This is a genomic window from Amycolatopsis sp. NPDC051372, from assembly GCF_040682095.1.
Lineage (GTDB): Bacteria > Actinomycetota > Actinomycetes > Mycobacteriales > Pseudonocardiaceae > Amycolatopsis.
The window spans coordinates 145589-165018 of the sequence record NZ_JBFBAF010000023.1 but is presented as its reverse complement, the minus strand read 5'-3'; the positions used below and the strand labels follow the sequence as shown (position 1 = coordinate 165018).

The following is a 19430-nucleotide window of genomic DNA, read 5'->3' as shown; positions in this document are numbered from 1 at the left end:
CGCCGTGCCCCAGCTTTCCCTGTCGCGAGACGGCGACGTCGCTGTGCTCACGCTCGACAACCCGCCGCAGAACCGCATCGGCGTCCCGATGACGACGGAGCTCGTGGCCGCCGTCGACGAGATCACCGGCAGCGGCGTCCGCGCCGTCGTGCTGCGCGCCGAAGGCCCCGACTTCAGCTACGGCGGCGACATCGTGCCGTGGGAAGGGCAGGACGGGCGCGAGCTGCGCGCGTCGTTCGAGCACTTCCTGCGCGCCTTCAACGCGTTCGAGCAGCTGCCGGTGCCGGTGATCGCCGCGGTGCACGGGTTGTGCTTCGGCGGCGGCTTCGAGCTGGCGCTGCGGGCCGACGTGCTCTTCGCCGGCGAGTCGGCCCGGTTCGGCCACCCCGAGCAGACGCTGGGGATCGTGACGCTGCTGGGCGGGATCCACCGCGTCACCGCGCGGGCGGGCCGGGCGCGGGCGATGGAGTGGGCGCTCACCTCAGAACCGGTGCCGGCGGCGGTGATGGCCGAGGCCGGCGTCGTCAACCGGGTCGTGCCGGACGAGCAGGTGTTCACCGAGGCGCTGGCGTTCGCGCGCCGTGTGGCGCAGGGCCCGACCCGGGCGCACGCCGTGCACAAGGCCCTGCTGCGCACGTGGGAGGTCGGTGGCACGGCGGCCGCGGACCAGGTGCTGTTCGACCTCTCGATGCCGCTGTTCGAGACCGACGACGTGCGGCGCGGCCTGGCGTCGGCGATCGCCGCGTACAAGGCGGGGCAGCCGCGGCCGGTGCTGACGTTCGACGGGCACTGAGTTGTTCAAGGGGCGGGGTGCTTTCAAGGACAGCGACGCAGCCGAATGCCGTCCGCCTGCGTCGCGCGGGGCGGAATGCCGTTTCTGTCTTGCGTGCAGCTCGGAGGCGGTATAGTCAAGCCGACAGAGTTGACGATGTGATGGCTCTGCCGGGAGGAGTACGGATGAACTGGCCGGCGACGGATCGCTACGAGCTCGAGGTGAGCCCGGGCGGGCTGGGCTTCGTGCACGACCTGCTCAACACGCTCTCGGCCGGCAAGCCCCGCGAAAAAGACCTGCTCGCCGAGGTCGGCGACGCGCAGAAGTGGCTGGACAGCGCGCTGGAGCGGTGGGCGGGGGCCACCGAACGCCCGGCCGAACGCGTCGAGCTGTCCGGCGACGACGTCGAGCGCCTGCGCGACCTGCGCGAAGAGCTGCGCGACTTCACCGACCACGACCCCGAATCCGGCGCGGCCCTGCTGCACAGCGCGCCCGTGCTGCTGCAGCCCGGCGCCGACGGCTGGATCCGGCCCGAGCCGCGCGGCACCGGCTGGCGGCGCGTGGCGTCGATCGTGCTGATCGAGGTGCTGGAGGCGCAGCGCGCCGACCGCTGGCGGCGCCTGAAGACCTGCCGCAACAAGCGCTGCGCGGTCGCCTTCTACGACCGCTCCCGCAACAACAGCGGCGTGTGGCACAACGTGCAGATCTGCGGCAACGCGGTCAACCTGCGCGCCTACCGCGCCCGCCGGCGTACCCAACAGGGCACCTGACCCGCAACGGGTGCCCGGTCCGGTAGGCCCGGGCACCCGTTGCGGGTCAGTACGGCATCTCGTGGATGTCGGTGATCTGGTCGGCGGCGTTCACAGCGGCGTCGGCGAAAAGCCCGCTGCCGCTGTACTGGCTCAGCACGCTCTGCAACTCGATCCCGGTCGAGCACTCGGTCGGCGGGCAGGTCTCGAACGGGAAGCCGGCGCGGTCGACGGACTCGATCGTCGCGTTCGGGGCCAGCGGCAGCCGGTGCGGACCCGGCACGTCGACGAGGCGCGGGCCGGCCCCGCCGTTCGGCGCCAGCGTGACCAGGAAGAACTCCGCCATCCCGCTCGCGCGGTCGTAGCGGGTGAACCGCACTTCGAGGCTCTTGCCCGGGAACGTCAGCCCGGCCGCGGCCGCTGCTACCGGCTGCTGGGACTGGCCCGGCTGCTGCGTGGAAGAAGACGGGCCCCGCGTCGCGCTCGGGGCCGCGGAGGGGGACAACGGGGCTGACGGAACCGGTGCCGGCGGTGCGGCGGGCGCACCCGAGCACGCGGTGGCGAGCATCGCCGCCGAGACGGAAGCGGCGGCGAGAGCGCCTCTGAACACGGTTGTCCGCGTCATGTGATCATTCCCCCAGGATTCGCGAAAAGCTTGCTGTCGCGGGCAAAGACGGCTGTGCGCGCCCCGCGTTGCGGCTGTGATCAACCCGTGACGCACGGGTGCCCTCGCGGTGGCCGGCTGTCCGCTCTGTCCGGTGTGGACTGCGCCGGTCGGACGAGCCCGGCCACGGTTCCGACGCCCGTCGGGGAGTGTTCAGGTCGAGTTCGCCCCGAACCAGTTCCGCGACCGTAGGTTTCGGCCGTCCCACGGGCTCTCTCGCGCGTGCCGGCCGTTACCGGAGGTTCTCACCCATGTCCGATCTTTCCCGAAGAGGTTTCCTCGGCGCTGCCGCGGCGGTCACCGGTGCCGCGGTCGTCGGCGCCGGCGGGCTGGCCGCCAACGAAGCCAAGGCGTCGCCCCGGCCGGCCGTCCCGTCGAAGCGGTACGGCGACCTGCGGGACATCAAGCACGTGGTGATCCTGATGCAGGAGAACCGCAGCTTCGACCACTACTTCGGCTCGCTGAAGGGCGTTCGAGGCTTCGGCGACCGCTCGGCGATCACGCTGCCCGGCGGCAACTCGGTGTTCCAGCAGCCGACGACGGCGCCCACCACCCCGGCCGGCGGTACCCAGTTCCCGTGGAAGCTGTCCGACGCCAAGGTGTCGCAGTACCCGGCCAGCCACCAGCCGCCCACCTCCGAGGTCGGTGCGCAGGGCTACGGCGGCACCTCGCACAGCTGGGACGACCAGCACGGCGCCTGGTACGGCGGCCTCATGAACGGCTGGTACTACGCCAAGGGCGGCCCGACCACGCTCGGGTACCTCGACCGCTCGGACATCCCGTGGCACTACGCGCTGGCCGACACCTACACCGTCGGCGACGCCTACCACTGCTCCGTGCTCAGCGCGACCGGCCCGAACCGCACCTACCTGTGGAGCGGTTCGATCAACGCCGCCAAGAAGCACGGCGACTACGTGGCCTTCAACGGTGGCGACGAGCTCGGCAAGCACCTGCTGTGGGAGAGCTACGCCGAAACCCTGCAGAAGACCGGCTACAGCTGGAAGGTCTACCAGGGCTCCGACAACTACGGTGACAACGGCGTCGAGTACTTCGACACCTTCGCCAAGCTCGACCCGTCGCAGGGCGGCACCGCCGCGCCCGGCAACGTGTTCTACGACAACGGCGTGGCGATCGTCCCCGAGCCGCACACCGGCCTGAGCGCCAACGCCGACAACCTCACCGACGCCCTGCGCGCCGACGTGGTCGCGGGCAAGCTGGCGAAGGTCTCGTGGATGGTCACGAACCAGGCCTTCTCCGAGCACCCGGACGGTTCGCCGAACGACGGTGCCTACTACGTCAACAACGTCCTCGAGGCCCTCAACGCCGACCCCGAGGTCTTCAACTCGACGCTCGTGATCATCGACTACGACGAGAACGACGGCCAGTTCGACCACGTGCCGCCGCCCGTGCCCGCACCCGGCGCCGACGAAGACGAGTTCTACCTCGAGGCCACCGGTGCGCTCGCCAGTGCCGGCCTCACGAAGCCGATGCCCGTGGGCCTCGGCTTCCGCGTGCCGCTGCTGCTGATCTCGCCGTGGACCCGCGGTGGCTGGGTGACCTCGGAGGTCTCAGACCACACCTCGGTGATCCAGTTCCTGGAGAAATGGACCGAGGCGCTCGGCAAAACCGCGCACTGCCCGAACATCAGCGCGTGGCGCCGCAGCGTGTGCGGTGACCTCACCGGCTCGTTCGACTTCCACTCGCCGGTGTACGGCCTGCCGCGGCTGCCGAAGACCACCGTGATCGGCGACCCGGCCGGCGGTTCGTACCAGCCGCCGGTGACCACGAACAAGATGCCGAAGCAGGAGGCGGGCACCAAGAAGGCCCGCGCTCTGCCGTACCAGCCGAACGCGAATCTCGACGGGTTCTCCGGTGCCAACGGCGTGACGCAGGCGAAGCTGTCGTTCAGCAACAACGGCAAGCACGTGCGCAAGGCCAGCCACTTCGCCGTGTACGACAACACCCAGGCGACCCCGTCGCTCAAGGACTACCCGGCGAAGTTCCCGGGCCAGTACACGGTCGCGCCGTCGAGCACGATCTGGGACAAGACCGTGCCGGGTTCGGTGCAACTCGCCGGCAACCGCTACGACATCACGGTGGTGGGCCCGAACCGGTTCCTGCGTCAGTTCACCGGCGACCTCGACGCCGCGGGTCAGACCGCGCAGGTCACCGCCGCCTACTTCGACGGCATCCTCGGCTTCGGCTCGCGGCCGCGGCTGCTGCTGGAGCTGGAGAACAACGGTTCGCGGCCGGTCACCTTCACCGTGAAGCACAACCAGTACTCGGACGACCGCCCGAAGACCTACCGCGTGTCCGCGCACGGCCGCACGCTGCACTCGGTCGACCCGTGCGGTTCGGACCACGGCTGGTACGACGTGACCGTGACCCTGGACGGCGACAAGTCCTGGTCGCGTCGCTACGTGGGCCACCTCGAGGACGGTTCGGACAGCATCACCGGCTGACGCCCGAGGAATGGCAAGGGCGCGGGTGCGCGAGGGAAGGCTCGCGCACCCGCGCCCACACCAGGTCATCGCCCGGGCCCGCCGCGGCGCACCCGCCACAGCGGTGGAGTGCCCGTTTCTCGTGGCGGACTGCCCGAAGGACACGTGCGTTTCCCGGCCGCGTGTCACGTGGCCGAAACAGCCGGCCTCAGCCGGGACGGCCGCGGCTCAGCTGGTGATCTCGATGTCGGGCAGCTCGTCGAGCTTGCCCTTCGGCAGCTCCTCGACGGCGGCGAACACCTTCTTCTGGTGCTCCTTGATGCGCTCGTCGAGCAGGCGGCTCAGCTCGAAGGCGAGCCGGCCGGTCTGGCGGACGGTGAGATCGTCGACGAGCGGGTGGACCGCCGAGGTGATCACGATGCCCTCGGGGCTCCCGTCGGCCGCCTGCGAGACGCCGATCGAGTAGACCTCGCGCGGGTTGGCCTCGCCGAGCACCAGGTGCTTGCGGATCTTGCGCAGCAGCCCGTGCCACTCGAGCACCTCGCCCTGCACACCGGTGGCCTTGAGGTCGTCTTCGGTCAGGCCCATGCCGCGTTCACCGGGGCGGAAGCAGCGCGCGTAGGAGTTCAGGGCCGAGACCCACAGCGATTCGATCAGCACGGGGTCGCGTTGTGCCTCGCCGCGTTCGAGCTCGACGACCAGGCGTTCGCAACAGCGCAGCGTGAACTGCAGGTCGTCGAAGATCGCCGCGAGGTCGGCCAGCGCGAGCGCCAGCGGAGTCCTGAGCTGGCGCGCGTTCTTGACCGGTGCCGTGGGTTGGGACATCCCGGGACGCTCCTGTCCTGCCGGTACGAGTGTTGCCGCCATCACACCGCACCTCGGCACGGGTGGGTGTCTCAATGTGCGACAGGATCGTCAGCCCCGGCTCAATTTTTGGTCCCGGCTCCGCCAGGACGTGCGAGATCGCCTTTGAGTCGATGTTTCGTCGGCGCGGTCGGATCGGCCTGGCGGCCGATCGAACCGCCCCGACGAAACACCGACGCGGTCTCGCTGGTGGGTTGCGTCGGTCGTTCTGTTGTTGAGGTAGTTGTGTGGTGTTGATCGCGCTGGGCTGGCGAACCTTCGTCGTAGGTAGTTCTGTAGAAGAACGAAATATCGGCGAAAGGGGCTGTCGTGGCGGTGCTGGTGGAGCGGCCACGGCCGCGGGTGGTGCGCGAGCACCGGCTCGCGGGCTGGTTCGCGGTGGGCGCGGTGTGCTTCGGCGCGTTCATGGGCCAGCTGGACGCGAGCATCGTCACGCTCACGTTCCCGGCACTGCAGCGCGACTTCGGCGAGCCGCTGGCGGCCGTGCAATGGGTGTCGCTGGCCTACCTGCTGACGCTGGTGGGGCTGCTCGCCGCGGTCGGCCGGCTCGCGGATGCGTACGGCCGCAAGCTCACCTATGTCTACGGCTTCGGCGTCTTCACCGCGGCGTCGATCGCGTGCGGGCTCGCGCCGACGCTGACGTGGCTCGTCGTGTTCCGGGTGGTGCAGGCGCTCGGCGCGGCGATGCTGCAGGCCAACAGCGTCGCGCTGGTGGTGGGCAGCGTGCGCCGCGAGAAGATGCGTGCGGCGCTCGGGGTGCAGGCTGCCGCGCAGGCGCTCGGCCTCGCGCTCGGGCCGGCGGTCGGCGGCCTGCTCGTGGACACCGTCGGCTGGCGGTGGGTGTTCCTGGTCAACGCGCCGGTCGGCGTCGTCGGCCTGATCGCCGGGCGGTACCTGCTGCCGCGCACCCGCGAGCGCACGCCGCTGGGTCGCTTCGACGGCGCGGGCGTGGCATTGCTGGCCACGGCGTCGACCGCGCTGCTGCTGGCGATCTCGGGCCTGTCGGGACTGGCGCTGCCCGGCTGGGCCGTGCCGGGGCTGTTCGTGGCGGGTGTGGTGGCGGCCGCCGCGTTCGTGCTGCGGGAGAACTCGGCCGCGAGCCCGATCCTGCGCCTGGCGGTGCTGCGGCCGCCGGTCGTGTCGTTCGGCCTGGCCGGCGCGCTGTGCGGGTACCTCGTGCTGTTCGGGCCGCTGGCGCTGTTGCCGCAGGTCCTGGGGGCGCACGGCGCGACGGGCGCGGTGCTCACGAGCCTGCCCGCCGGGTTCGCGGTGGCCGCCGTGGCCGCCGATCGCGTGCTGCCCGCGGGCCTCGGCTCCCGCGTTCGCATCGGCGCCGGAGCGGCGCTGGCGGCGGTCGGCTGCGCGGTGCTGGTGGGGGTGTCCGGTCCGTGGGAAACAGGCGTGTCGCTGTTCGTGGTGGGGCTCGGTCTGGGAGTGTTCATCCCGGCGAACAACTCGGCCGTCATGGGCGCCATCCCCACCCGGATGTCGGCCACCGGAGGAGGTCTGGTGAACATGGCCCGCGGACTCGGCACGGCGCTGGGCGTGGCACTCGTGACGTTGTGCCTGCACACCGGGGGAACCAGCGGCCGCTCGCTCGCGCTCGCCGTACTGGCCGTGGCGGCCGTGCTCGCCGCCGGCACGGGTCTCGCCGCCGGCCCTCGCGCACCCCGCACCGTATGACGCCCGAGCCGAACCTCGCCGACGTCGTCGCCCGCCTCCGGCGCGCCATGCGCCGCGCCGCCCGCACGGCCGACCCGGACAACACGCTGTCGGTCGCGCAGCTCGAACTGCTCTCGTGCCTGGCCGAGAACCCCGGCGCCCGCCCGAGCCGCGTCGCGCAGTTGCTGAAGCTCGCGCCGAACTCCGTCACGACCATGGTCACCGGGCTGCGAGCGCGTGATCTCGTCACGCGCACCAGCGGCAGCGAGGACCGGCGGACGGTCGAGCTCGAACTGACCGAGAGCGGGCGCGCGGCCGTGGATCGCTACAAGCACCACAACGCCGAGATCCTCGCCGCGGCGATCGACCGGCTGCATCCGGCGTGGCGGCACCTCATCGCGTCGGCGATTCCGGCGCTGGCCGAGCTCGTGGGCGCCATCGACCAGCTCGCCGAGACCGGCGCGCCGCACACCGAGCGTCCCTGACGGACGGTCAGGCGCGGGCGATCGCCAGCGGTACCAACAGTTCTTCGTCGGTCACCGAGCCGTGCTGGCCCGTCATGCGGCTCAGCCGCGGCTCGGCTTCGGTGCGGACGACGGCGGTGGACCCGCGGGCCGCGACGACGACGTCGCCGATGCGGGGGAGCACGGCGCCGGCGACGCGCGGGCCGAACCAGCCCGCGGCGACGGCCTCTTCGCGGCCCAGCACCCACGCGCGTTCGCCGAGGGTTTCGCGCCACGCGGCTCGCACGTCGCGTGCCGCGCCCTCGACGGTGTAGACGTGGCGCGCGCGGGCCTCGCCGGCGACGGTGCGGACGCCGGACCGCAGCACGGGTTCGGCGTCGTAATCGACGCGCTCGCCGACGGTGACCATGCCGTGGTCGGCCGTCACGATCAGCGTCGCGCCGGCCGGGAGGCTGCCGGCGATCGTCTCGGCGAGGCGGTCGACGTAGGACAGCTGGTAGAGCCACGGAGTGCTGCCGGGGCCGTGGACGTGGCCCAGCAGGTCGAGGTCGGCGTGGTAGGCGTAGCAGAGACTCCGCGGGTGTTTCAGCGCTTCGGCGACGGCCGCGGTGAGGTCGCCGAGCGCGTGCACGCCCTGGAACTGCCCGCCGCGCAGCGCAGCCCGCGTGAGACCGCTGTCGCGCTGGTCACGAGGCCCGACCACGCGCACGGCGACGCCCGCTCCTGCCGCGCGTTCGAACGCCGTCGGGCGCGGCTGCAGCTCCTCCGGAACGACGCGATCGCGCAGGTCGATCGGCTTGCCGCCGGTGTGGCGGCGCCAGCCGAGGACGTTGAGCACGTCGCGTCCGGCCGCGAACGCGTACCCGACCACGCCGTGCTCGCCCGGCGTCAGGCCGGTGCCCAGCGACGCGACGCTGGTCGCGGTGGTGCTGGGGAAGCCGGCCGTCAGCGACCGGGCGGACAGCTGCGCCAGAAAGGGCGCGGCATCGGCGTGCGCTCGGAGCGAGGTCCAGCCAAGCCCGTCGACGAGCAGCACGCACACGCGGTCGGCGGCGGGCAGGCCGAGCGGGTTGCGCTCACCGTCGACGCCGAGCCCGGCGAGCGCCGAGGGGACGACGTCGGCGAGGGTGCCCGCCGCGTACCGCTGCGCGAGATCTTCCATGCGCCTCACCCTAAGGCGACAGGACCGGCGTAAGGATTCGGAAACGGGGCCACGCGGTTTCGTGGCGTACAAAGGGACCGTAGAAGGGGACTCAGAGGTGATGCCGGTGTCCGTCGTGCGACGTGAACGCGGTCGTCGCTGGGCGGTGGTCGCCGTCGTGGCGATCGCGCTGGTGGCGCTGCCGTCGCTCGTCGCGGCGCTGCGCCCCGCCGGGCCGGCCGCCGACGCCGGGCACCTGCGCGACCTGGTGCTGGGTTCGGCCGCGAAGCCGTATCAGGGGCTGGCGCAAAGCCGGGGCTCGCTGGCGATCCCCGAGCTGCCGGACCTCGCCGACGTGTCCGCCCTGTTCTCCACCACCACGACCACGCGTGCCTGGTACGCCGGGCCCGACCGCTACCGCGTGGCGGTGCTGACCACGACGGGGGAGCACGACGTCTACCACCTGCCCGAAGGCGAATACACCTGGGACTACGGGGCGAACATGCTGACCCAGCTGACGGGCGACCCGGCCGTTCGGCTGCCGCGCGCGGGTGACCTGCTGCCGCCGGAGCTGGCGCGGTGGGCGCTGCGGTCCGCACCCACGGACCCGGTGAGCGCGCTGCCGCCGCGCAACGTCGCCGGCATCCCGGCCGCCGGGTTCCGCCTGGTGCCCGCCGATCCGGAGACGACGATCGGCGGCGTCGACGTGTGGGCCGATCCGGGGAGCGGGCTGCCGCTGCGCGTCGAGGTGACTGCGCGCGGCCAGCAGGCGCCGATGCTCAAGACGGAGTTCGAGGACGTCGAGCAGACCGCACCTGTCGTGAGCACGCCGGTGCCCGCGCCGGGCAGCGGCTTCACGGCCACCAACGCGCCGGACCTGACGAAGGCGCTGGGCGCTTTGGGCCGCGTCCGCCTCCCCCCGACGCTCGGCGGCCGGCCGGTGCGCACCGCGAACTTCGGTGGCGTGCGGGGCGCCGCGCTCTACGGCTCGGGGCTCGCGACGTTCGCCGTGGTCGCCGTGCCGCGCGCGGTCGCCGACGGCGCGGCGGACGCGGCCGGCAAAGCGGGCGGTACCGCGATCACCCTGCGGCAGGGCACAGCCGTGCAGCTGTCGGTCACGCCGCTGTCACTCGCGATCGTGCGCCCGCCGAGCTCGCGGCGCGGTTACCTGCTCGCCGGGCTGGTCGCGCCGTCGGTGCTCGCCGCGGCCGCGGCCGATCTGGCCACGCTGCGCCGGAGCGGCCGATGATCGTCACGAGGGGGCTGACCAAGCGGTACGGCCGGACCGTGGCCGTCGACGCGGTCGACCTGGAGGTCCGCGAAGGCGACCGCTACGGCTTCCTCGGCCCGAACGGGTCCGGCAAGACCACGCTCGTGCGGATGCTGCTCGGGCTCGTCTACGCCACGAGCGGCGAGATCGAGCTGCTCGGGCAGCCGGTGCCGAAGCGGCTCGCCGACGTGCTGCCCGACGTCGGCGCGCTCGTCGAAGGCCCGGCCGCCTACGGGCACCTGTCGGGCCGGCGCAACCTGGCGCTGCTCGACGCCGCCGGCCGCCACCGCGGCAGGCGGACCCGGCGGCGGCGCATCGAGGAGGCCCTGGAGCGCGTGGGGCTCGCCGGCGTCGACGGGCGGCCGGTCAAGGCGTACTCGCTGGGCATGCGCCAGCGTCTCGGCCTCGCCGGCGCCCTGCTCGACCGCCCGCGGCTGCTGGTGCTCGACGAGCCCACCAACGGCCTCGACCCGCAGGGCATCAAGGAGATCCGCGAGCTGCTGCTGGAGCTCAACCGCGACGGCACCACCGTGTTCCTCTCCAGCCACCTGCTCGCCGAGATCGAGCAGCTGTGCACCCGCGTCGGTATCGTCGACCACGGCCGCCTGGTGCTCGACGGCGAAGTCGCCGCCCTGCGCGCCGCGACCGGCCGCGTCCTCCTGCGCACCCCGGACCCCGCCGCGGCCGCCGCCGTGCTCGACGGCCACCTCGAACACCGCGACGGCGAACACCTCGTGGTCCGCTACGCCGACGCCGCGGAACTCAACACCCGGCTCGTCAACGCGGGCGTGCGCGTGAGCGACCTGCGGGAGGAGCACCGCACTTTGGAACAGGTCGTGCTCGAGGTGACCGGCCAGGGTTCGGACCGCTTCGGAGGCACGCGGTGATCGGCGTCGAACTGCGCAAGCTCGCGTTGCGGCCGCGCGTGTGGGTGAGCGTGCTGCTGTTGTGCCTGCTGCCGGCGATCGTGGCGGTGTTCCTGGCGACCGCGGACTTCGCGCCGCCGCCGGGGCAGGGCGGGGCGTTCCTGTCGGCGGTGGTGAGCGACGGGTCGCTGTACCCGGCGGCCGCGCTCGCGTTGGTGCTGCCGCTGTTCCTGCCGATCGCGGTGGCGGTGGTGGCGGGCGACTCCGTGGCGGGGGAGGCCTCGGGCGGCACGTTGCGGTACCTGCTGGCGCGCCCGGCCGGGCGCACGCGCCTCTTGACGGCAAAGCTCGTGGCGCTCGCGGTGTACGTGACGGCGGCGATCGCGATCGTGGTCCTCACGTCGCTGGTGATCGGGATCCTGTTGTTCGGCACGGGCGGCGAGGTCGGGGCCGGCGGCCAGGCGACCCAGGTCGTGACGTTGTCGGGCACGTCGCTGAGCTCGTCGTCGCTCGCGTTGCGGTTGCTGGGGGCCGTGGCCTACATCGTGTTGTCGATGCTCGGGTTCGCGGCGATCACGATGTTCCTGTCGACGCTCGCGGACTCGGCGCTCGGGGCCGCGCTAGGCGGGCTGGCCGTGCTCATCACCAGCTCGGTGCTGGAGACGCTCGACGCGGCCGCGCCGGTGAAGCCGTACCTGCCTACGCACTACTGGCTCTCGTGGCTCGACTTCTTCCGCGATCCCGTGCTGTGGCACAACATCGACCGCGGGCTGCTGCTGCAGGCCGCCTACATCGTGGTGTTCTTCGGCGCCGCGTGGGCGAACTTCGCCACCAAGGACGTCACCAGCTGACCGGCGTCACTTGCCGAGGTCCGCGCACGAGGCCGGGGTGCTCAGCGGCGCGGTGCCGATCGCGTTCAGCACGAGACCGGTCACGGCCGGGTCCGTCGGCAGGTCGCCGTGCGCGGCGGTGTCGGCGGGGCACACCTGCTGCAGCGCCACGTTCACCGCGCCGTCGAGGCGCGCCGACTCCGGCGGCGTCACGGTCCGGTCCAGCCGCGTCCACACCGAAAGCCACGGCAGGCCCGGCGGGATCGGCGGCAGCTGCCGCAGCAGCGCGCTGCCGGGCGTGAGCTGGCGGCAGGCCGTGGGACACGCGCTGGGCGCCAGCACTCCGCCGGCGGTCGCGAGTGTGGTGCCGTGCATCGGCGCGCCGAGCGTGATCACGCGCCGCGCCTGGTGCTCGCCGCCCTCGCGCGCGACCCACAGCCGCGCGACGACCCCGCCCGCCGAGTAGCCGATCACGTCCACCGACGGGGCTCCGCCGGCATACGCGCGTTCGACGGCGTCCGTCAGCACGTCCACCTGCTGCAGGAGGTCGCCGGTGCCGTCGCCGGGGAGGGTGAGCACGTCGGTGTCCCGGCCCGTGGCCCGGTGGATGCGGTCGGCCAGCTGTTCGAGTGAGTCCCGGCCACCGCCGTAGCCGGGCACCAGGAGCACCGGCCCCGGCGTGTCCTGCGCGGGGCTCCCCTCGCGGGGAAGGCCGGAACTCCCGCCGACGGATACCGCCGTGACCACGCCGGCGGCCACCACCGCGAGCGCCACCCCGGCGACGAGCAGCCGTCGCCGCGGGCTCAGCCCTCGCACCCCCGGCCACCTCATGGCTCCATGATGATCCCCGGCGTGCGGGACCCCCGTGAACTCAGTGGTCGGGCGTGACGATGCCGTACTCGTGGATCTTGCGGTAGATCGTCGCGCGCGAGATGCCGAGCAGCTGCGCCGCGCGCGGTTTGTTGCCGTGGGCCTCCTCCAAGGCGCGCACGATCGCGTCGCGCTCGATCGACTCGAGCCCCTTCAGCGGTCGTTTCGCGATGGCCTGATACTCGGCGGGCAGGTCGCTCGGCTGGATCGCGCCGAGCCGCCGGTGCTGCGCGACCTTCTTGAGCACCTGGTAGAGCTGCGCGGTGTTGCTCGGCCAGTCGGCGCGCATCAGCAGGTGCAGCGCCGTCGGCGAGCACGAGAGCCGGCTGCCGCGCGAGAGCTTCGCGAGGAAGAACGGCACGAGCTCGGTGAGGTCGTCGATGTGGCGGCGCAGCGGCGGCACGGTCACCGTGCGCGGGAAGAACGCCAGCGACTCGGCCAGGTCCGGTGTCGTCTCGGCCTCCGGGGCGAGGGTGACCGCGAGCCACGGCGCGTTGGCGCCGTACGCGGTACGCACTTCTTCGAGCACAGCGGAGAACGCCTTCAGCTTCTCGCCGCTGAGCGACTCCAGGTGCTGCACCACGAGCGTGTCGACCGGATCGTCGATCAGGTCGCGCCGGAGGTCGCAGAGCCAGTCGTCCTCCGCCGCCTCGCGCGCGTCGAGCGTGTGCAGCCGGCCGGTCGGGTTGCGCCGCTGGTGCACGCCCTTCGCCAGGCTCAGCTTCCCGGTGCCCGGCTCACCCGCGAGCACGAGCCACTCGCCGCGGCTGTAGCCGGCGTCGACGTCGTGCGTGCAGCGCAGCCACGACGGCGCGGAACCGACCAGGCCCGGCAGGAACATCGGCAGCATCGGCACCGGCACGCCACTCGACTCGGCCTCCGAGACGATCAGCTTCACCGAGAGCACGCCGCCCACGACGTCGTCCTCGTGCTGGCCCGGCACGCGCCGGCAGTGCATCTTGACCTTGCCGCCGCCCGAGAGCGTGACGGTCGCGGTGTTGCGCCGGTACTCCGAAAGCGCCTGCGCGGCGTGCCCGAGCAGGATCGACTGGTCGGCGGAGTTGAGCAGCTGGCGCGCGCTGTCGTTCATCATCACGATGTCGTCGTTGAACGCCATCACGATGCCGGTCGTGCGGCGGCACGCCTGCAGGTAGGACTGGAAGAGGATCAGCTCGCGCAGGTTGCTGTGGGTCAGCAGCGCCTGCTGGATCTGCTCGGCGGTGCTGCGCGCGAGCGCGATCAGCAGCCCGCCCGCGTCCTTGCGCCAGCACGTGAGGTCGACGGCGCCGATCATCTTCCCGGAGATCGGGTGGTGGATCGGCACGCCCGCGCACGCGAGGTTCTCCAGGTGCTCGGCGTAGTGCTCGTGGCCGAACACGTGCGTCGGCTGGTCGTCCTCGAGCGCGGTGCCGATGCCGTTGGTGCCCACGAACTTCTCGCCGTAGCTGAAGCCGGGGACCAGTTCCACCCGTTCGAGGTGGCGGTGCAGGTCGGTGTCTCCGGTGCGCTGGCTCAGCACGGTTCCCGTGGGGTCGGCGAGGATCATGCTGATCGGCTGCCCGTCCAGCTGGTCGCCGAGCCGTTGCATGACGAGTTTCGCGCTGTGGATCAAGGGAGTGTCGAGGTTGACCTCGCCGAGGTAGGGCAGGTCGATGCGATCGGCGGGCACGCGGAAGTGCCGCGACCGCCACCACGAAGCGAGGATCGCTTCGCGGACTTGGTCCGGCTCAACGGTTTCCGACGTCAGAAAGCGGATCCGGGTCCTGGCCAGACCGTCTTCGTCGGGCAGGATCGCGGCCGGATTCGGTGCGACCTGGCGGGCGGGTGGACTCTTCACCACGGCTCGACCTCCTGTCGCTGCCCACGTCGTTGTGTCGCAGTACCGGGTCGTGCCCAGCTTAGGACACGTGTCCAGCGCGGGTCTCACCTTGAGACGCGCTCCTCGCGCGCGTGGGGTTCTCATGGGGGAGTCCGGACGAGCGCGCAGGAGGACCCGAATGGATGAACAAACCGAGGAGACGTACAACCCCTGGACGGTTGTCGACCTGGTGTTCCGCCACCTCGTGGACATCGGACTGCACCCGACGCTCGGCTCCGGCGGCCCGCCCGGTGAGCCGGCCGCGCAACTGCTGCGTGCGCTGGGGATCACGCCGACGGCCGAGGGCGACGTGCGGCTGCAGCACGAGAAGGAGTCACAGCTGGCCGCGCTCCGGGCCGCGATGATGGAGGACGACTGAAAAAATCTCCGCGGCTTGTCTCGTATTGAGACTCGCGGTTCGGCGGGCCGCCCCCTTAATCATGTTCGCAGGACTTCACGCCCCGGTCCGACCGGGTGAACCGGGTACCGCGGTTCGGGCAGGGCGCGCCAGCAGCCGTCGTGGCGCGACGGGTAAGGAGAGACCATGAGCCGCCAGAGCGTGGCGAAAGCCCACCAGAAGATCCAGGAGCTGTCGTGGGAACCGGTGTACCACCAGCCGGTGTCGCACTACGGAACCGATTACACGTTCCACAAGGCCAAGAAGAAGGACCCGCTCAAGCAGGTGCTCCGTTCCTACTTCCCGATGCAGGAAGAAAAGGACCACCGCGTATACGGGGCCGAGGACGGCGCCATCCGAGGCAACATGTTCCGGCAGGTCCAGGAACGGTGGCTGGAGTGGCAGAAGCTGTTCCTGTCCATCATCCCGTTGCCGGAGATTTCCGCGGCGCGGGCCATGCCGCTGCTGTTCCGCACGGTGCCGAACCCGGAACTGCACAACGGCCAGGCGATCCAGATGATCGACGAGGTACGCCACTCGACGATCCAGCAGAACCTGAAGCGCCTGTACATGAACAACTACATCGACCCGGCGGGTTTCAACTCGAGCCTGCGCAACTTCCAGAACGACTACTGCGGCACGATCGGCCGGCAGTTCGCCGAGGGCTTCATCACCGGTGACGCCATCACCGCGGCGAGCATCTACCTCACGATCGTGGCCGAGACGGCGTTTACCAACACGCTGTTCGTCGCCATGCCCGCCGAGGCCGCGGCCAATGGCGACTACCTGCTGCCGACGGTGTTCCACTCGGTTCAGTCCGACGAATCTCGCCACATCAGCAACGGCTACGCCACGCTGTTGATGGCACTTTCCGACGAAAGCAACCACCAGCTGCTCGAGCGCGACCTGCGCTACGCGTGGTGGAACAACCACCGGGTGGTCGACGCGGCCATCGGCACCTTCATCGAGTACGGCACGAAGGACCGCCGCAAGGACCGGGAAAGCTACGCGGAGATGTGGCGCCGGTGGATCTACGACGACTACTACCGCAGCTATCTCGTCCCGCTCGAGAAGTACGGTCTGGTCATTCCGCACGACTTGATCGAAGAAGCGTGGAAGCAGATCTGGGACAAGGGCTACGTGCACGAAGTCGCGCAGTTCTTCGCCACCGGGTGGCTCGCCAACTACTGGCGCATCGACCCGATGACGGACGAGGACTTCGAGTGGTTCGAGTACAAGTACCCGGGCTGGTACGACAAGTACGGCAAGTGGTGGGAGAACTACAGCCGCCTGTCGGTGCCGAACGGGCACAACCCGATCGCGCTGGAAGACGTCGACTACGTCTACCCGAACCGGTGCTGGACCTGCATGGTCCCCTGCCTCGTGCGTGAGGACATGGTCATGGCGGAGGTCGACGGGCAGTGGCGGACGTACTGCCACGAAGCCTGCCGGTGGACCGACGTCGAGGCGTTCCGGCCCACGTACCAGGGTCGCGAGACCCCGAACATGGGCCAGCTCATCGGGTCCCGCGAGTGGGAGACGCTCTACCACGGCTGGAACTGGGCCGATGTGGTGTCCGACATGGGCTACGTCCGGGACGACGGCAAGACCCTGGTCGCCCAGCCGCACCTCGACCTCGACCCGAAGAAGATGTGGACGCTGGACCACCTGCGCCGGTGCCCGCCGCTGCAGAGCCCGAACGTGCTGCTCAACGAGATGACCGCCGAGCAGCGGGCCGCGTTCCAGGACGACTACAACCGCCAGGGTCCGGCGGGACGGCCCGCAAGGGCCGCGTCCTGATCGGACAGATGACCGGTCTCCGCCGGCGATCGGGTGCCGCCTGGACGGTGGTACCCGATCGCCGACGGTGGCGACCCGGGATGTGTGCGAACTCCGGCGTTCAGGCAGGGAAGCGATGGGAAACAAGCACCACGTCCGCTTCGAACCGGTCGGCATCGAGATCGAGGTCGACGAGGACCAGAACATCCTGCGAGCGGCTGCCGAGCAGGGCGTCATGCTCATGCACGGATGCAAGGAGGGGCAGTGCGCCTCCTGCAAGTCGTTCATCCTCGACGGCGACGACGTCGACCACGACCGGTACTCCACGTTCGCGTTGCCCGACTTCGAAAAGGAGGAGGGCTTCACGCTGCTGTGCCGGGCGCACGCGTACGAGGACCTGACGATCGAACTGCTCAACTACGACGAGGAGATGATCCACTCCGGACTGCCGATTCAGGAGGCGGTCGCGGAGGTGGTTTCACTCGAGGAGGTCACGCACGACCTGCGCCGGCTCGTGGTCCGGCTCATCGACGCCGAGTCGTTCAAGTTCTTCCCCGGCCAGTACGTCGACTTCGTGGTCCCAGGACACGAGGCCACCCGGTCGTTCTCGATGGCGAACACCCCCGGCCGGGACTCCCGGCTGCTGGAGTTCGTGATCAGGATCTACCCGGACGGGTTGTTCTCGCACTTCCTGGACACCGCGGTGTCGGTCGGGGACCGGCTCGACGTGTCGGGTCCGTTCGGGGTCTTCACCCTGCGGGACGCGCCCGAGCGGGATCTGGTGTTCCTCGGTGGCGGCGCCGGCATGGCGCCCATCCTCTCGCTGCTGCGGTCCATGGCCGAGCGCGGCATCGAGCGGAAGGCGACCTACTACTACGGCGCCCGCCGCAAGAAGGACCTGTGCTTCGAGAGCGAGCTGACGGCCCTCGAGGACAAGATCCCGGGTTTCCGGTTCGTGCCGGCCCTGTCCGAACCCGAACAAGGTGAGGACTGGGACGGCGAGACCGGCCTGATCACCGACGTGGTGCGGCGGCTCGAGACCGACCTGGGCCGCACCGACGTCTACGTGTGCGGGCCGCCGCCCATGGTGGAGGCGGCCCTGGAACTGCTGCCGGCGCTCGGCGTGCCGGAGAAGCGGATCTACTACGACAAGTTCACCACGACCGGCGATGCGGACGAGACGTGAGTCCGGCTGGGAAACCGACGCAACGACGAGGCCAGTGCCCGACGCGAAGGAATTGGAACCCATGACAACGACGGCTGAACGCAGCGTTCCCAAGCCCGTCTTCACCGATGCCGAGGCGGGCGCCCGCGAGTTCCCGGACTCCGAGGCGAGGCAGTTCAACTACTACACCCCGAAAAAGCGCAAGCAGAGCCACTACGAGGACGTCACCGTCGAGGTGCAGCCCGACCCGCGGCACTACTTGAGCCAGGGCTGGCTGTACGGCTTCGCCGACGGCAAGGGCGGTTACCCGCTGGAGTGGACCGCGCTCAAGGCCTGGGGTTCCGACCGGCCCGTGCCCGTGCGCAGCCCCGGCTCCGGCGGCCAGGGCTACCCGTGGCCGGCCCACGGCTGGCACGAGTTCCGCGACCCCAACGAGGAGTGGGAGCTCACGCTCTACCGCTACAACGCCAACGTGGTGCGCCAGCTCAACCAGAACATCGACGCGGCACGGCAGTCGAAGGCGTTCGAGCAGTGGAACCCCAACTGGGTCAGCTTCGTGTCGCAGCACATCGGCGCGTGGATGCACGTGGACCACGGCCTCGGGCTCTACTTGTTCGCCAACGCCAACCGCCGCGCTCCCACCAACATGCACAACAACGCGATCTCCGTGAACAGCATGCACCGCATCCGCGCGGCGCAGGACCTGGCGCTGTACAACCTCACGCTGTCCGAGGAGATCGAGGGCTTCGACGGCAACGCGCACCTCGCGACGTGGAACCAGGACCCCGCGTGGCAGGGCGTGCGGGAGACCGCGGAGGCGCTCACGGAGATCTGGGACTGGTGCGAGGCGATCTTCGCCGCGAACATCGTGTTCGAGCCGCTCGTGGGCGAGCTGTTCCGCAGCCGGCTCGTGCAGCAGGCGGCACCGGCGAACGGCGACTTCGTGACCCCGACGCTGATCGGTGCCGAGGAGTTCGACTTCTCCGAACGCGACCTGCGCTACACGAAGGCGATGTTCGAGCTGTTGGTCAACGACAGCGAGTTCGCCGACCACAACCGCGCGCTGATGGACCAGTGGCTCGCGGCGTGGGTGCCGAAGTGCCTCTCGGCCGCACGCACGATGCAGCCGCTGTGGTCACAGCCCGACGCGAAGCCCATGCGGTTCGAAGACGGTCTCGACCGCGCCAAGAGCCGCTTCGGCGGCATCCTGTCCGACCTGGGTCTGCAGGCACCGAAGGAGCTGAGCCAGTGACTGTCTTCAAAACCGCGGAAAGCCCGTTCAAGTCCGACAACACCGCGTCGAACATGTGCGGCTTCACCTTGATGAACAACCAGGTCGGCGCGATCATCGCCGAGGTGGTGGGCAAACTCGACAACGTCACCGTCACGCCCCTGCCCTCGATGATCCGCGTGGACGCCATGGGCCGCATGGACCTCATCTTCGCCGAGGTGGACGAGGCAGCGGGCGAGGAGGAGGGCTGGTTCGACTCGGCGGAGTTCGAGGAGAGCATGTCCACCCACTACGGGCGCATGGTCCACCTCGACGACCGCACGATCATGTTCGCCAACCCCGAGGACGCGGCCGAGTACCTCGACTTCGACCTCGTGGCGCGCAAGTAACGGCACCGATCGCAACAC

At 70.7% G+C, this 19430-nt stretch carries 18 protein-coding genes; 13 read left to right on the top strand and 5 right to left on the bottom strand.

Annotated elements, in window-relative coordinates:
* The first annotated feature begins 4 nt into the window (after window positions 1–4).
* The gene (locus AB0M56_RS31760; protein ID WP_364182764.1) at window positions 5–793 is read left to right on the top strand and encodes an enoyl-CoA hydratase/isomerase family protein; all 789 of its coding nucleotides are present in this window, start codon (window positions 5–7) and stop codon (window positions 791–793) included.
* Between the two features lie 164 nt (window positions 794–957).
* Window positions 958–1542: a CGNR zinc finger domain-containing protein gene (locus AB0M56_RS31755; RefSeq protein WP_364182762.1), complete on the top strand. Its 585-nt coding sequence runs from the start codon at window positions 958–960 to the stop codon at window positions 1540–1542.
* 46 nt (window positions 1543–1588) lie between these two features.
* Here the strand turns inward: AB0M56_RS31755 and AB0M56_RS31750 are convergent, their stop codons facing one another.
* Window positions 1589–2146 carry a hypothetical protein gene (locus tag AB0M56_RS31750; RefSeq protein WP_364182759.1) on the bottom strand — a complete coding sequence of 186 codons (558 nt, stop codon included), beginning with the start codon at window positions 2144–2146 and terminating at the stop codon, window positions 1589–1591.
* Window positions 2147–2436: 290 nt separating this feature from the next.
* On the opposite strand from AB0M56_RS31750, the gene AB0M56_RS31745 reads away from it, so the two are divergent.
* Window positions 2437–4647 (top strand): phosphocholine-specific phospholipase C, encoded by a 2211-nt coding sequence (locus AB0M56_RS31745; protein ID WP_364182756.1) that lies wholly within the window; start codon window positions 2437–2439, stop codon window positions 4645–4647.
* Window positions 4648–4854: 207 nt separating this feature from the next.
* Here AB0M56_RS31745 and AB0M56_RS31740 read toward each other — a convergent pair whose 3' ends face one another.
* Window positions 4855–5451 carry a hypothetical protein gene (locus tag AB0M56_RS31740; protein WP_364182754.1) on the bottom strand — a complete coding sequence of 199 codons (597 nt, stop codon included), beginning with the start codon at window positions 5449–5451 and terminating at the stop codon, window positions 4855–4857.
* Window positions 5452–5799: 348 nt separating this feature from the next.
* Between AB0M56_RS31740 and AB0M56_RS31735 the strand changes: the two genes are divergently transcribed.
* Together AB0M56_RS31735 and AB0M56_RS31730 are read left to right on the top strand one after the other, a co-directional pair.
* The gene (locus AB0M56_RS31735; protein ID WP_364182751.1) at window positions 5800–7173 is read left to right on the top strand and encodes an MFS transporter; all 1374 of its coding nucleotides are present in this window, start codon (window positions 5800–5802) and stop codon (window positions 7171–7173) included.
* The gene (locus AB0M56_RS31730) at window positions 7170–7637 is read left to right on the top strand and encodes a MarR family transcriptional regulator (RefSeq protein WP_220239296.1); all 468 of its coding nucleotides are present in this window, start codon (window positions 7170–7172) and stop codon (window positions 7635–7637) included. Before AB0M56_RS31735 ends, AB0M56_RS31730 begins: the two co-directional genes overlap by 4 nt.
* A gap of 7 nt (window positions 7638–7644) precedes the next feature.
* On the opposite strand, the gene AB0M56_RS31725 is transcribed toward AB0M56_RS31730, so the two are convergent.
* Entirely contained in the window at window positions 7645–8778 is a 1134-nt protein-coding gene (locus AB0M56_RS31725) for a nucleotide pyrophosphatase/phosphodiesterase family protein (RefSeq protein ID WP_364182747.1), read from the bottom strand.
* A gap of 100 nt (window positions 8779–8878) precedes the next feature.
* Here AB0M56_RS31725 and AB0M56_RS31720 point away from each other — a divergent pair, with 100 nt between their 5' ends.
* Genes AB0M56_RS31720 through AB0M56_RS31710 form a run of 3 tightly spaced genes read left to right on the top strand, consistent with a single transcriptional unit; the run spans window position 8879 to window position 11744 of the window.
* Window positions 8879–10006, top strand: a complete 1128-nt coding sequence (locus AB0M56_RS31720) for a hypothetical protein (protein WP_364182744.1) — start codon at window positions 8879–8881, stop codon at window positions 10004–10006.
* The gene (locus AB0M56_RS31715) at window positions 10003–10914 is read left to right on the top strand and encodes an ABC transporter ATP-binding protein (RefSeq protein ID WP_364182742.1); all 912 of its coding nucleotides are present in this window, start codon (window positions 10003–10005) and stop codon (window positions 10912–10914) included. The genes AB0M56_RS31720 and AB0M56_RS31715 overlap by 4 nt, the downstream gene beginning before the upstream one ends.
* Window positions 10911–11744, top strand: coding sequence for an ABC transporter permease (locus tag AB0M56_RS31710; protein ID WP_364182740.1), 834 nt, complete (start codon window positions 10911–10913; stop codon window positions 11742–11744). Before AB0M56_RS31715 ends, AB0M56_RS31710 begins: the two co-directional genes overlap by 4 nt.
* Window positions 11745–11750: 6 nt before the next feature.
* Here AB0M56_RS31710 and AB0M56_RS31705 read toward each other — a convergent pair whose 3' ends face one another.
* Together AB0M56_RS31705 and AB0M56_RS31700 are read right to left on the bottom strand one after the other, a co-directional pair.
* The gene (locus AB0M56_RS31705) at window positions 11751–12554 is read right to left on the bottom strand and encodes a lipase (protein WP_364182737.1); all 804 of its coding nucleotides are present in this window, start codon (window positions 12552–12554) and stop codon (window positions 11751–11753) included.
* A gap of 40 nt (window positions 12555–12594) precedes the next feature.
* Entirely contained in the window at window positions 12595–14430 is a 1836-nt protein-coding gene (locus AB0M56_RS31700; RefSeq protein WP_364182736.1) for a helix-turn-helix domain-containing protein, read from the bottom strand.
* Between the two features lie 160 nt (window positions 14431–14590).
* Here AB0M56_RS31700 and AB0M56_RS31695 point away from each other — a divergent pair, with 160 nt between their 5' ends.
* The 5 genes from AB0M56_RS31695 to mimD all read left to right on the top strand — a co-directional run bounded on the left by AB0M56_RS31695 (window position 14591) and on the right by mimD (window position 19412).
* Window positions 14591–14830, top strand: a complete 240-nt coding sequence (locus tag AB0M56_RS31695; RefSeq protein ID WP_360595636.1) for a hypothetical protein — start codon at window positions 14591–14593, stop codon at window positions 14828–14830.
* A gap of 165 nt (window positions 14831–14995) precedes the next feature.
* Window positions 14996–16648 carry a methane monooxygenase gene (locus AB0M56_RS31690; protein WP_364182733.1) on the top strand — a complete coding sequence of 551 codons (1653 nt, stop codon included), beginning with the start codon at window positions 14996–14998 and terminating at the stop codon, window positions 16646–16648.
* 115 nt (window positions 16649–16763) lie between these two features.
* On the top strand, window positions 16764–17813 hold the full coding sequence (locus tag AB0M56_RS31685; RefSeq protein WP_364182731.1) for a 2Fe-2S iron-sulfur cluster binding domain-containing protein: 1050 nt from the start codon (window positions 16764–16766) through the stop codon (window positions 17811–17813).
* A gap of 61 nt (window positions 17814–17874) precedes the next feature.
* The gene (locus AB0M56_RS31680; protein ID WP_364182728.1) at window positions 17875–19044 is read left to right on the top strand and encodes a toluene hydroxylase; all 1170 of its coding nucleotides are present in this window, start codon (window positions 17875–17877) and stop codon (window positions 19042–19044) included.
* A complete protein-coding gene (mimD, locus tag AB0M56_RS31675) occupies window positions 19041–19412 on the top strand; it encodes a propane 2-monooxygenase effector subunit MimD (protein WP_364182725.1) in 372 nt (123 codons plus the stop codon). The genes AB0M56_RS31680 and mimD overlap by 4 nt, the downstream gene beginning before the upstream one ends.
* Window positions 19413–19430: the final 18 nt, after the last annotated feature.